Source organism: Vibrio sp. CB1-14 (assembly GCF_040412085.2).
In the GTDB taxonomy this organism is placed as follows: domain Bacteria; phylum Pseudomonadota; class Gammaproteobacteria; order Enterobacterales; family Vibrionaceae; genus Vibrio; species Vibrio chaetopteri.
On record NZ_CP115922.1, the window covers coordinates 108,736 to 122,137 of the forward strand.

Sequence of the window (13,402 nt, forward strand, 5' to 3'; positions counted from 1 at the left end):
AACAAGGAGGTCATCCAATGAAAGTGAATGACAAACCCATCCAATCAAATCCCAATGAAAGCGTTTTAGTTTGTCTAGAACGTCACGGTATTAAATTGGATTCATGCTGTAGAGAAGGTATCTGCGGTGATTGTAAAAAACAGTGCACAGGGAAGCCAGAGTACATGTCTGAGCCTCTTGGCTACTTGCAAGAAGGCGAAGTCCTTACCTGCATAGCGCGTGCATCATCAAACATTAATCTGGAGATTAAGGTATGAGTGCAGTATTAATCGTTTATGGACAAGACTCAGAGACCATTAAAAAGGTTCGCGAGTTTCATACAATCAGTCGTCTTGCACCAAGTCTAGATTTGGTCAAGGTAGTCCTTGAGCATGAAGAAGATGATACGCTTGTCCAACTGATAATGTCCTCAGGCCTACAGTTTATAGGTCCAGCAGGTTCACTAGTAACAAGATTCGAAGATTTCGAATCACATAATCGAGTTACTGCTCACTAATCACATCAATCCCAACGAGGGCTACCTATGTCCTCGCGACATAGTTAGATCCAATATGGAGTATTAATTATGTCGTATGAAATTTGCTACCAAACCAAGTGCTTCGTGTCTCCTGCAGACGGTATGCGTCCAGCAGCTGAATCGGTTTTAGGAGACAATTATGAAGCAAGGCTTCTTTCTGATTTCAGCTTATGGGGATTGGAAGACCTTCATTTCGTATATGCAGAGATCGGTTCAAGTAATTGCTTTGACTCTGACAATAAACGCGCCAGGAACTGGCAGCTAATAGCGTGTAGCGACTATCAAACTTGTCTTGAAGAAGTAGGTTTGAAGTGGGCTAAATATGTCAGTCGTGGCTACCTACAACCATCAGGTCGTCGAGGTACACCAGAAGGCTGGATAAAAAAAGTCCGTGCGCTTTTGGATGCTAACGACCCAATTTGCGGCCGAGTTCCATTATCTATCGATGTAGTACTAGAAACTCCCACATGCTGGGAGGATAAGCATCGAGTAGATTCTTTTCTGGAAAAACTTAGCTTCATGAATATCGAGAGATGCTCGGTTGGTTGCGGCAATATGAAGCAAATCAAACTAACCCTAAAACCCAAAACCTCATTTGAGCTATGGCTGTTTCAAGCCTACTTAAACCGCGTATTCGGCTATGTGCGGCTCACTGAGCCCTACATCGTAAGCGCATGAGGAAGTAACAAGAGGAGATTGTATGAGCGATATAACAATCGTGCTAGATAACGTTATCTCTCTTGCGAAAGATGAGATCCGTGACTCTAAAGAGCATGTCCGGCTTAACAACCACTTACTCAAGTCCTTCAAGCGCAATCAAGCCATAGTCATAAAAAACCTCGATACGAACGCTTATGTATTACGTTACGTCAGAGGTTCAAATGGACTCAGAGGACTTACCAAATCCACTCTAGCTTGCGACTACGACACAATCATTGAACTCGGAATAACAGATGTTTCTGAAGTTCGTTTGTCTGTTGAAAAAGCGAGCCTGTGGCACATCGTGCATTCACAGTGGAATCATCAAAACGCGGCTATTCGGTTTAATTTTAGAATAGCGATCATTGCATTCGTATTGGGCTTGCTAGCTTTTATCTAGCTTTCACAATTCGATGTACCGTAAGGGAAACTTGTCCCTTACGGGGCAGGTTCCCTTTAAAAAAGGGATTTGCTATGAAAAAGCTTAACCTCTATGAAGATTTCACTCTTCATGAGCGTATTTTAGAGCATTACCTAAAATACCAAGATATAGAACTTACTGCTTACCGCTATAAAGTGAGTGTGGTTTTAGTCCACCAACTAGCACAAGGTGATACCAGATTCTTCAGAGTACATGCTGAGAGCGCGAAACTTAAGAGCGGCAATATTGTGATTACCCCTATTGGCGTTCAGAAGTTTTGTTCTCGATGTGGCGAGTACTATCCATTTGATTCGACTTTTTTTACTTATCGCGAAGACGACCGAGTTTCAAGTCATTGTCGCGTTTGTCGATCAGAGTCAATTAAAGGGATACCGTCACCTAAGGTGATTAACGAGCCAAAAGCTCGATTGGTGGTTGTTAGCGGCAACTTCAACCTTTCTTTAAAACCAAAGAGGTTTTTGTGGTCGTCAGAAACACTGATGCGTTTTTGCAATCAAGTGCCTGGCCTTATTCATACCCATGTACGGATAGGAGATCAGGTAATTGATGTACGTAGAATTATCAATTAGTTAATGAGCTGGCCATCGGTCAGCTCTTTTTTTTGTGAAGTTCGTGTGTCTCCTCGCTATAGATAGAGGGTAACTAAGGAGTTTCTATGTCTAATCTCATTCAAAAAGCGAAGCAAATTATAGATAACTGGACTGAGCGCTACCAAACATCAGACGCTCTGATCGAGTTTTTATTTAACTGGGGATATTCTCAAACATGTCTCAATCCCGTTGAGGCGCCTCAATTTACTGATAAGCAGTTCATAAAAGAAAGCGCGATGCTAAGTGAATATCTTCACGAAGCAATGTTGTCGGACACACCACTTGCCCTCGTTAGTGTGCTGTCAGAGTATGGAATTGATAGTTTTGATTCCCGTGAGGCTTCATTTTCTCAGTATGAGTCTTTTCAGTACATAACAATTGTATTCGATGACTTTGGAAACGGTGAAACACTTTTACAGGTTTTAAGTGATCGACTCTCTTCTGCGCACGAGAACAACGAAAGTGTTGAACTATACATTGAATCAAATTCTCCCATGAACGCTGTTATCTCCTTGATTCAGACTATGTACATCATCGCCTACATAGATCAAAGGTCGGCGGCATCATCTAAGCCGCAAGTTCTTGCCGTGGTGCAAGGAGATCAAGAGTGTGCTATCAGCAAGGCTTATAGTTACATGACAAGAAGTGATGATTTTGAGGACGCTACGAGGCATTAAGCGCATAAGTCTTCTTTTTATGTTTGAGAGGTCAGAATGGAATTGCCGATAACTATGTCAGGGTAGGGCTCCTAGTTGGGGTAACTACAAACTAAATCCCACTATGACACCGGTGTCAAAAACATTGTTTGTCTATGTCAGTCCACGGAACGGCAAAGGTATATTTGCGAATAGGCGTTGACTACGTTTTTTAACTTTGCAGTTTCAGACAAAATATAACGTTATACAGTTCATACTATGACACTGGTGTCAAAAAGAGGAGGTTACATAAATAATTTATATAAAACAGTTATTTAATGAATTTCTTGCTATTACTACGCTTTTGTCAACATCGTACTTAGAGACTGTCGTGACTGATAAATCTCACTATGACACCGGTGTCAAAAACCGAGTACCTGTCTAGAAGGATTGAAGTTGTGTCTGAGACAAGTATCACCCAACTCTTTGAGTGTTTACGAACCCAACACACATGGATGACTAAAATGAACAGAGCAATACATGCGCCTATAGACAGGTATTTTATGTACCTTCAACAAGTGTCCATTCCCTTTGACTCAATACACATAGTTGGCGCGCTGCATAAAAAACAATATTGCAGGGTTAAATGCAAAAAATAGCTCCTCTAATTGCCAAAAATTAAGTAAATCCTGTTCATACTATCCGCCTAGTTGTTTAATTCGAGGATACGTTATGGCTGTATTTGATGTTCTAATACCTGCTCTGTACCTGAGCATATCAATCAATGTTTTGCTGGATGTAGTACGCAAACTAGCAAGTAAGAACCATTCTGAATATGCAGTTGCGGCACTAGTAGGATGGGATAGGGTGGCAAAATTCGTTTTTGTCGCTCTAGTTATCATTAACATAGTCGCTCTGCTTCATTTTAGGGAGCTACATATGTTGAGTGAGTACTGGTTTTCAAATTGATCAGGGGTAGGGTACGTAAGTACAGGCGCATTGGATTTAGTGACGCACTATATTTGTAGCGGCATTAAATCCAATGCAATTGCTAGATAGGCACATAGTTTGCCGGAGTTCTGTCGAGCAAGCTCATTCTCGGTTCCTATTGCACAATAGAAGATATGGGATCCGACGATAACAACCTCGTCCTTGCCCCAAAACGTGTTGTCCTCGATAGAACCACATCCACTCTTGGCTCATAATCACATTAACAAAGTTTATATATGACGCAAAAGGCAACAAGCCTCCTCCCTTGAACCGAATACTTTATAGTGACCAAAACTCGTCTACCATTACGGAACCAAACGGAGAACAAGGATGCTAACCAAAGAAGATATCGTAGATCAGCTTGGACGCCTCAACATAGCAAACAAAGTTGTGTGCTTTCACTCCTCATTTAAGTCTTTTGGCGATGTTCAAGGCGGCCCACAAACAATTATCGATGCCTTTTTGGAGAGCGGCTGTACCTTGGTTTGCCCTACCTTCTTTTATTCGGCTCAGACCTACCCAGCACGTATAAACTATCTTAACAATGGTATCGACTACGAGTCGGTACCTGAAATGTGCTCCGTGAACTACATGGGGGCTACATCTCAAATAGAGCCGTCGATGGGAGTAATTGCAAAGATGCTTTTGGGTATTGAATACACCACTCGGACAAAGCATCCAACGAACTCGTTTGCCATTGCAGGTAAAGACAAAGCTTTGCTTCTCGCAAATCAGAGCCCATTTAATGTTTATTCCGCATATAAAGCCATTTACAGCGAAAATCTGCCAGCGTTAGTGATACTTGCCGGAGTCGATTTTGAATCCTGCACACCGATCCACTATGCCGAAGAACTTGCTGGGAAAAGTTTGTTTCGGCGTTGGGCTGTACAAAACGGTCAAGTAGTAGAAGTAGAAGAAGGAAGCTGCTCAGATGGTTTTGAAAGTCTAAGACCTTATGTTAACAAGATTGAAAGTGAAATTAAGATTGGCGATAGCTTAGTGAGGGTTTACAACTTTCACTGTCTCGTAGATACCATTGCTGAAGCTATCGTACGTGATCCTAGTATTACTCACTGTGGGATTGAGAACTGTCATAGGTGTAACGATATGGTGCGCGGTGGGAGAAACAAGGCGTAATCACCATCGTAAGACCAATCAAGATTAGATCTGCCAACTAGGCTGCTTTTGTCTTTTCCTACCTAACTTAATGTGAAAGCTACCCAACGTTGGCAACCCCAAACATACGACTGTCTACAATTATCTCGGCACCACGTAACGTAGAATTGTCGAGTAGACGACACCTGTTACCAAGTGCCGTCCCTCTAAGAACCCAGCGTGCAACTTTCACCGCACTAGGCTCAAGCCTTCACGAAGGCACCGATTGGCACCCAGCAACTTATAAAGAAGTGAGAGCAGGCTCATGCCAAGAGTTACGGCATTGCTTCTTTGATTTTCTCTTAGCCAAGTATTCTTGGTATTGAGGATCAAAAGGCGTAGCGGCACTCCTGATTTTCACATGTCTTTCTATTGGCACCTTAGCTATTTGAAACAGATTGAACTGACAATCCATATTCATAATCTTCTGCCAACCGTGAAATTGCCATTGACCTTGACGGTTGATGAAGTATTTAAGGGCGATCCAAGTTCTAGATTTTGTTGGATGACGTCTTTTAGCCCAGTGCCATAACGTATGGAATAGCTTGTGACCTACATATCCGAATACCTGTTTAGCCACGCAGTGTCGATAGTAATTCGACCAGCCCCTGAGTTTCGGATTTATCAGCTTGATAAGATCGTTGACAGGGATGGTTACGTGCTTTTTGATGAGTTCGCGCAAGTTACTCAAGAACAGGAGTGTATTGGATTTGCTCGGTTTAATGAGCAATTTCCCTTTGTATTTCCTATGATTAAAACCTAGGAAATCAAAACCTCTGCTGATGTGGGTAATGTGCGTTTTCTCTTCGGAGAGTGTTAAGCCTCTTTCTGCTAAGAAATCAGCAATCAACGGTTTGATATCGTTCTCCAACACTTCTTTTGAAGCACAAGTGACGACGAAATCGTCGGCGTATCCAATAAAGTTGGCTCTTGCACCCTTTTTGAGTGCGGTAGACTTTATGCGTTGCTCAAGCCCTGCAAGAGTCATTAGCATCAAGGTTGGGGATATGACCCCACCTTGTGGTGTTCCCTCGTCAGTACGATAGAACAGCCCTTTGTCCATAAAACCAGACTTTAACCATTGTTCCAACATGCGTTTATCTACGGCAATGTTATTCATAAGCCATTGATGCCCGATCTTGTCGAAACAGGCTTTGATGTCTCCCTCAAGAACCCATTGAGCTGATTTCTTTAGTGCCAGACATTTAAAGCACTGTGCGACTGCATCGGCAGTGCTGCGGTTTGGTCTAAATCCATAGCTGTTAGGGTCGGCAAGTGTTTCTGATACTGGCTCCAGAGCAAGAAGATGAAGCGCTTGCTGCGCTCTATCGACCATGCAGGGGATACCCAGTGGTCTGAGCTTGCCGTTTTTCTTGGGGATGTAGATACGCTTGAGCGGTTTGGCTTGATAAGCTTTTCTGCTCAATTGATTGACTGCTTTCATGCGGCGCGTATCTGTATTCCAGATAACGCCATCAATTCCAGGAGTTTTACTGCCTTTATTTTGAGATACCCGCTTAACAGCAAGAAGTTTTGCTGATCGCGAGTGAGTCAGTATCCACTGCAACGCTTTCGCTTTACTGTGTTTACCTTCTCGTGTTGCCTTTGCAATACGCATCTGAAGCTTTAAAACATGGGATTCGATGTCTTTCCAATTGATGGATTGCCACTGAACACCGTCAGGAGAGGCACTAATCTCTTTTGAAATCATCATTTGCGTTTCTCCTTGAATAAAGTTCTTCAAATTCTCTTGCAACAGAAGACCAGTCGGAAGTCAGCTCACTTTCGTGCCAGATAGAGACCTGTATCTGCATCGTTACAATGCAGCCTTCGCTTTTTCCAACATCCTCTACCTGCATCACTATCGGTCGCAGAGACTTTCCCAAAGGGAGTAATACAGGCTTACCGTGTTTCGTATGTCGCGCAATGTCAGTTTAGATGCCCGCTATGGTGCGGAGAGTTCAACGATCACGAAAGAGCATGGGGCAATCTCTTTCCGACTCTCTTGCCTTTTGGCTACAGCGTGTTAACCACTTCCGCTGTTTCATCACATAACGCACCTTACACGGATTCACGTATGTTCATCATGCTGACTACCTAGCACTCACCCGATTGCGTGGTTATCAGGAGGATCGTTCTCTCGCGATTTAGATCCCGATTGGTAAATACCAACCTTCGTTACATTGTCAGAGCCGCTACTTTATTCAGGCTCCTAGGTTCATCTGGTGATACAGATGGTTCACTCGTTGAGCGGTGAACAGCGCTTCATACGACCTCACGTCGCACGCCCCATTTTCAGTTAGAGTAGGAATTCATTCACATCCTGCTCATCTGGCTTTTCCATACAAATACTAATAGAAAGCCTCGAAGCATGTTGGCACATGAAGTCAGGATGATTGACTCACATTTTCCGCACACAAATATCTCTATTGTGACATTTGCTCGGTTACACGAGAGTAGATATTAGTTATCTTATCAGTTTCATATTTAATGAGACGGTAGGGGGCGGTAAATGGAACAAATTTCACTAACTTACATGCTAATAGGAGCTATAGTAATCTTGCTTGTTGTCGGGGTTTTTTGGGTAAGAAAGTCTTCAAAGCTGAGTCAGAAACTGGCAGTTACAGAAACTCAATTATTAGAGGCAGCAACAACAATCGAAGAGTATAAAGAAAAATACTCTCAGATATTTGATATTGAAGCTGAGTGCGAGCAAATCAAGGATCAGCTGAAAATTGACAAGAAAGAGATAGAAGAAAAAGCGCGTCAAGCCTTACGCGAAATCGAATCCAAGAGAGACGAGGCAATTACGAAACGTCAATCTGTTGAAGAGCAGATCAGTGAACTTCAGGTCGACTACAAAAGTAAGAAAATCACTTATGACTCTTTAACTACGCAAATCGCCATATTCAGCGAAGATATTGAGCTTATCGAACTCGGATTCTATGAGCCAAAGTTCGATTTTGATGCATCTGAAACATTCAAAGAAGAGATCAAGAAATGTAAAGAGTGCCAGAAAACCTTGTTGAGAGAGAAGTCTTCCAGTGGAGCGATACACTGCTACCGTGAATGGACTGTAGACGGTTCTCGAAGCGAAGGAAAGAAAATGACCAACAAGAGTATTCGTCTCACCGCAAGAGCCTTCAATAACGAATGTGAGGCAGCTATTGCCAACTGTACGTGGAAAAACGTTACAAAGATGGAAGAACGTATAAAGAAAGCGTTCGCCGCAATCAATCAGCTAAATGAACCGAATGCTATATCTATTACAGAGCGTTATCTCAAAGAAAAGTTAAAAGAACTCCAATTGACTTACGAATATCGTGAAAAGAAACAACGCGAGAAAGAAGAACAGGCGGAAATCAAAGCACAAATGCGTGAAGAAGCAAGAATAGAGGCAGAGATAAAAAAAGCAGAAGCGGAAGCTATAAAGGAAGAAAAACGTTATCACAAAGCTCTGGATGCTGCGAGAAAAGAGCTTGAAAAAGCTAGCGACGAAATGAAATCAGAACTAGAAAAACAGATTGCACAGTTACAGGCAAACTTAGAGGAAGCAGAGCGCAAGCACCAACGTGCTCAATCAATGGCTGAGCAAACTAAGCAAGGTCATGTTTATGTTATTTCTAACATTGGATCGTTTGGGGAAAATGTCTACAAGATAGGCATGACCCGTCGATTAGAACCAATGGATAGAGTGAAAGAGCTTGGAGATGCTTCAGTACCGTTTACCTTTGATGTACATGCAATGATTCATACAGATGATGCTCCAACTCTAGAGAAGAAGCTTCACGATAAGTTTGATACTCACCGATTGAATATGATTAATCGCCGTAAAGAGTTTTTCAGTGTCTCGCTGGAAGAGATCAAACATGCGGTAAGTGACTTTACCGATCAGTCAGTGGAGTTCATTGAAACAGCTATTGCACAGGACTATTACGAAACACAAGCGATGAACAAACAGCGCCTAGCAAGAGAAGGAAAGTTAGAAGGAGAAGAGTTATCGTCTTCCAGTGCTCTCCCCAGATTTGCTGATGTCTTGTAGAGCGCCTTATAGATTTTACTGAAAGGGGCATACAGTAATTTGAAATGTCCCACTTCGTGACAGCCTCTTCAATCTGGCACGATTATGCCCCATTCCATGCAAGTGATGCTCATTCTCATGAATCACTTAAAGGTGGTTTGACCTACTTTTTCTTATCCGTGTATTGTCTAGATAACCGGGGTCTTACCATAGCGAGTTTTTGAGCATAGTGACGAAGTCGGCTCCCAAGCACAGAATTTTGAAATATGTGATTGATAGTTAGGTGAAGTGTTGCAACTGGTTGTAGTATTGACCGCTAAGTCTTATCAACACAAATGGCCAACTATGCGCTTTAATTCCGATAGTCCTGATATTCCTGATGTACTTCTAGAAAGAAGAGATAAGGGGAGGGTGGTTTTTCTTTGTGGTGCGGGTATTTCTTTCTCATCTGGACTTCCTGGCTTTGCTGAGCTGACTGAGTATGTAGTAGATTTTTATCAACCAGCAGAAGATTCCGAGCTATATAAAGCCTTTCAGCCTTGGGTTGATAAGAATGCCAAAGAGGACACTCCCAAGGTTCCGCTAGACCAGATTTTTCATATGCTGTGTCAGGAATACGGTCGTGAAGAAGTCAATAAATTAGTCGCTCAGAGGCTTGCTGAGCATAAGCCTGATGGTGGTGCTGGGTATGAACATGGGTTGATTCGACAGCTATCTACAAGTTCAGATGGAAAGCCACAAATCGTAACTACCAACTTTGATTTACTGCTTGAGTTAGGAGATGGGAAAGATCTTCCTCGTCATGAACCCCCTGCTTTTCCTGACATAAAACTTGGGGCATCGCTAGAGGGAATTACTTATCTGCATGGACGTTTAAATGATACAGGTGAAGGACATCACCCATACATTCTAAGTAGCGCTGATTTTGGCAGGGCTTACTTGTCCGAAGGTTGGGCTACCAGTTTTATCTTGAAGCTGTTAGATAGCTACACAGTGGTTCTGGTTGGCTATCAGGCTGAAGACCCACAGGTTAAATATTTACTCCAAGGTTTAAATCATGACGGTCAATATGACCGAACCAAGATATACGCATTCGATAAGGGTGAACCAGAAGACATTGAAGTCAAGTGGCGTGACAGGGGTGTCACTGCAATAGCCTACTCAGACCATCCTGTTTTATGGTCGACTCTGGAGGCTTGGGCTGAGCGTGCTAAAGACCACAGAGCTTGGCGGAGCAAAGTTTTAGAGATGGCTCAAAAGAATCCTTCAGAACTGGAACCTCATGAGCGTGGAATGGTTGCACACTTAGTAAGGAGTAATGCGGGAGCAAGGGCGTTTGCAAATGCTGAGAATCCACCACACGCAGAATGGCTGTGTGTTTTTGATGCGGTGGTCAGGGCAGGAAATACCGCTACAGATTATTCAAGCAACTCTCAGATTGACCCACTAGATGCTTATGGCTTGGATTCAGACCCTGCTCGATTTGAAGATAGGCGAGGGCTGGAAGGCGACGATGACGACGATATTCCCGTTGTTATATATGAAGACTTACTGACCGGCTCATGGGCTGATGGTCAATCTAATGCTTTAGATTGCCGCTTGGGTAGCAAGCAGATTGGATTACCATCTAGATTGGATAGCTTGTCGCGTTGGATTCGAAGAATTCACGATAGTCCAGTGGTCGCTTGGTGGGCGGTGAAGAAGCTTGGTTTACATCCGACTCTAGAGATAGAGTTAAAGAGACTCGCGCAAAGAAAAGACATTCACCCTAATTGTCTTAAAGCTTGGGCACTCATCTTTGATGGAATAAAGCAACATGCTGCGCCTTATTATTACCGTCCATATTATACGCTGTTGGACTTACTTAAAACGCAAGGTTGGACTGATGAAGTCCTTGTGTTTGTAAATAATGAAATGGCTCCTTACCTCCGTTATTCGCCCTCCACGGGAGTTAATGGGGTCATTCCTCCTAGGTTTGAGTGGGACGATGTTGAGTTGCATCATCTTGGTTATTGGGAGGTTAAGAGCCCATTCAGGGACATAACAAAAATCGACCTCCCTAAAGAAAATCTACTTAAGCTTGCGAGAATTCTAGAGGGGCATTTGAGTTTATCGGACAGGTATCATGAAAGGATAGACAGTGTAATGTCCTACCCACCATCATGTTATCTAGACGTTGTTTCCGAAGAAGACTATCAGGAGTTTAACTTCTTTCGTCTGGTGTTCGATGACCTAGCTCAACACGCTCCAAATGACGCTCGCATAATGGCCAGTGGATGGCATTTTAATGATGGACTTCAGTTTATTAAGTTAAAGCTTTATGCATTGAACTTTAGGTCTTTGTTCACTGCAAGTGAGGTGACTGATGCCATCTGCACCATAGATAGAACTTTATTCTGGAGTGACAAAAGCAGACAGGAACTACTCTTCTTGATTAAAGGGAGATGGGGTGAACTATCCACTCTTGAAAAGGAGCGTGTAATTAGCAAATTACTAGAGGGGCCAGAGAGATACGAGTATTGGTCAGAGTCTGAATATCCAAAGTATAAGGCCGATACTGTGGCCGAGTATTTGAGATGGATAGATATTCAACAAGAGTTGATCCCGGTCAGTCTTATGGACATTTACGATACTCTAGTTCCTGCACTTAACCAAGTTAGCGAAGAGCGCATTAAGAGCCTTGCTGAACCAAGAAGAGTTCGCGTTAGTCGCATTACGCAAGATGAATCTACTGACCCAATTAGTGGCCTTCCTGCTCACAAGATAATTGCAGCTATCGATGCGATTGAGCCAAGAGGCTTTAGTAGTTTCGTTGACAAGGCTCCATTTGCTGGGCTAGTCAAAGAGGAGCCAAGGAGGGCATTGGCCGCACTCTTGTATCTGTCAAAAAGAGGGGAGTATCCGGTTGCTTACTGGAATAAGACTTTACAGGACTGGCCTGAAATTGATGACCCTGAAGCTCATAACACACTCCTTCGTCGACTGGGGTTGCTACCTAAAGGTGTATTATCTGAAATCAGTCATGCATTAAGTTCTTGGTTCGATAAGTTTCTTGTCACGATGCTAAATGACAACGAAGAGGCTCTATGGTTTGCATTTGATGAATTCATTGATGCTATTTGGCAGTCCGAAGAAGATGTAGCTAAGAGCTCTATAGTTGATACTACCAGAGGAGGTAGGAGTTTAAATCTATCTCGTAGAACGTATGGTCACGCTATCAATAGCCCCGCAGGCAAGATAACTGAAAGTCTCTTTAAGCAACTGAAGGCAATGAATTTAGAGAAGGGTGATGGGATACCTGACTTTATTAAAAGTAGGTTTTCCAAGCTAACCACCTTGGGTGGGGAGGGGCAGGATTATGCAGTTGTTATTTTTTCGAAGTTTACTGAATGGATGATGTGGTTAGACGCGGACTGGACAGTCAAAAACACCATACCTTGGTTCAGTTTTGAGCATGATAACTCTGAGCCAGCATGGAATGGTTTTATCTCCAACAGTAAAGTGCCGAATCTACCTTTCCTAGAGCACATTCGGGAGCACCTCAAGATTCTGTTTCCACAAATTTACAAGTGGTCGTGGGGAGAGGGGGAGCGAAAGGTGGCAGCGCAAATAATCATAGAATTGGGCATGCCTCACGAGGATGCGCCCCTGTGTCTTGAGTCTCAAGATTTCAGAAATAGCATTCGAAATATGAAAGAAACTCAAAGACGTGAGGCTATTCATTATTTAGGGGTTGCTGGAAAGAGGGATGGGGGTGTATGGGATTATCGTGTTATTCCATTTATTAATAATGTCTGGCCTAGAGAGAAAAAGTTTCGCACTAAGTCTGAGGTTCAAGCGTGGATTAGTTTTCTAATTCACTCAAAAGAAATGTTGCCTAATCTACTTAAAATCACGAGGTGGTGCTTAACACCAGTTCGGCTTGAGTCTTATTGGATGCATGAACTTACGTACGACTACCAAGATAGGGTTCCGTTAGCGACCGCTTATCCGGAAGAGGGTTTGGAGCTATGTTCATTGGTAACGCCAAACAACTCGACAGGCTTACCTGTTCATTTAGAGGATGTGCTTGACCTAATTGAGCAAGCTAAGCCAGGGCTGGTAAACGATAAGCGCTTCCAGTCCTTGTTGGATTTGGTAGAGAGTGCCTAGGGGGCTCTTTTCTATTTGCATTGATTTATATTTTGAGTGAATTTGACCTGTATGATGGCAACCAATACTAGCTTGAGTAGTACTAAATGAATACTACCTATAGTCAATGGAAGAAAGTTAAGTCCCCTAGTAGGAGTAGTTAGATTAGATAGTTTGCCAGTAGTGAATGTTATCTGAGTTTACGGATGTTATACGATATTC

General features: G+C 42.9%; 10 protein-coding genes. 9 read left to right on the forward strand and 1 reads right to left on the reverse strand.

The genetic code is table 11. The annotated features are described in order from the left end of the window. Positions 1–17: 17 nt before the first annotated feature. The 7 genes from PG915_RS24425 to PG915_RS24455 all read left to right on the forward strand — a co-directional run bounded on the left by PG915_RS24425 (position 18) and on the right by PG915_RS24455 (position 5,010). A complete protein-coding gene (locus PG915_RS24425; protein WP_353500417.1) occupies positions 18–257 on the forward strand; it encodes a 2Fe-2S iron-sulfur cluster-binding protein in 240 nt (79 codons plus the stop codon). After that, positions 254–496 (forward strand): hypothetical protein, encoded by a 243-nt coding sequence (locus PG915_RS24430; protein ID WP_353500418.1) that lies wholly within the window; start codon positions 254–256, stop codon positions 494–496. The genes PG915_RS24425 and PG915_RS24430 overlap by 4 nt, the downstream gene beginning before the upstream one ends. 69 nt (positions 497–565) lie before the next feature. Continuing rightward, on the forward strand, positions 566–1,195 hold the full coding sequence (locus PG915_RS24435; protein ID WP_353500419.1) for a hypothetical protein: 630 nt from the start codon (positions 566–568) through the stop codon (positions 1,193–1,195). 22 nt (positions 1,196–1,217) lie between these two features. Further along, on the forward strand, positions 1,218–1,616 hold the full coding sequence (locus tag PG915_RS24440; RefSeq protein ID WP_353500420.1) for a hypothetical protein: 399 nt from the start codon (positions 1,218–1,220) through the stop codon (positions 1,614–1,616). 74 nt (positions 1,617–1,690) lie between these two features. Beyond that, complete coding sequence (locus tag PG915_RS24445; RefSeq protein WP_353500421.1) at positions 1,691–2,227, forward strand: hypothetical protein; 537 nt, start codon at positions 1,691–1,693, stop codon at positions 2,225–2,227. An 86-nt stretch (positions 2,228–2,313) separates the two neighbouring features. Next, positions 2,314–2,925 carry a hypothetical protein gene (locus PG915_RS24450; protein ID WP_353500422.1) on the forward strand — a complete coding sequence of 204 codons (612 nt, stop codon included), beginning with the start codon at positions 2,314–2,316 and terminating at the stop codon, positions 2,923–2,925. A 1,278-nt stretch (positions 2,926–4,203) separates the two neighbouring features. Continuing rightward, the gene (locus PG915_RS24455; RefSeq protein ID WP_353500423.1) at positions 4,204–5,010 is read left to right on the forward strand and encodes an AAC(3) family N-acetyltransferase; all 807 of its coding nucleotides are present in this window, start codon (positions 4,204–4,206) and stop codon (positions 5,008–5,010) included. 259 nt (positions 5,011–5,269) lie between these two features. Here the strand turns inward: PG915_RS24455 and ltrA are convergent, their stop codons facing one another. Then, complete coding sequence (gene ltrA, locus PG915_RS24460; RefSeq protein ID WP_353500326.1) at positions 5,270–6,742, reverse strand: group II intron reverse transcriptase/maturase; 1,473 nt, start codon at positions 6,740–6,742, stop codon at positions 5,270–5,272. 798 nt (positions 6,743–7,540) lie between these two features. Between ltrA and PG915_RS24465 the strand changes: the two genes are divergently transcribed. Together PG915_RS24465 and PG915_RS24470 are read left to right on the forward strand one after the other, a co-directional pair. Then, a complete protein-coding gene (locus PG915_RS24465) occupies positions 7,541–9,070 on the forward strand; it encodes a DUF4041 domain-containing protein (RefSeq protein ID WP_353500424.1) in 1,530 nt (509 codons plus the stop codon). 270 nt (positions 9,071–9,340) lie between these two features. Then, on the forward strand, positions 9,341–13,201 hold the full coding sequence (locus PG915_RS24470; protein WP_353500425.1) for an SIR2 family protein: 3,861 nt from the start codon (positions 9,341–9,343) through the stop codon (positions 13,199–13,201). The last annotated feature ends 201 nt before the right edge of the window (positions 13,202–13,402 follow it).

Bases quoted from the DNA above. Each gene is read 5' to 3' on its own strand.
- PG915_RS24465 (WP_353500424.1), top strand. From the start codon at position 7,541: ATGGAACAAATTTCACTAACTTACATGCTAATAGGAGCTATAGTAATC.
- PG915_RS24455 (WP_353500423.1), top strand. From the start codon at position 4,204: ATGCTAACCAAAGAAGATATCGTAGATCAGCTTGGACGCCTCAACATA.
- PG915_RS24440 (WP_353500420.1), top strand. From the start codon at position 1,218: ATGAGCGATATAACAATCGTGCTAGATAACGTTATCTCTCTTGCGAAA.
- PG915_RS24430 (WP_353500418.1), top strand. From the start codon at position 254: ATGAGTGCAGTATTAATCGTTTATGGACAAGACTCAGAGACCATTAAA.
- PG915_RS24435 (WP_353500419.1), top strand. From the start codon at position 566: ATGTCGTATGAAATTTGCTACCAAACCAAGTGCTTCGTGTCTCCTGCA.
- PG915_RS24450 (WP_353500422.1), top strand. From the start codon at position 2,314: ATGTCTAATCTCATTCAAAAAGCGAAGCAAATTATAGATAACTGGACT.
- ltrA (WP_353500326.1), bottom strand. From the start codon at position 6,742: ATGATGATTTCAAAAGAGATTAGTGCCTCTCCTGACGGTGTTCAGTGG.
- PG915_RS24445 (WP_353500421.1), top strand. From the start codon at position 1,691: ATGAAAAAGCTTAACCTCTATGAAGATTTCACTCTTCATGAGCGTATT.
- PG915_RS24425 (WP_353500417.1), top strand. From the start codon at position 18: ATGAAAGTGAATGACAAACCCATCCAATCAAATCCCAATGAAAGCGTT.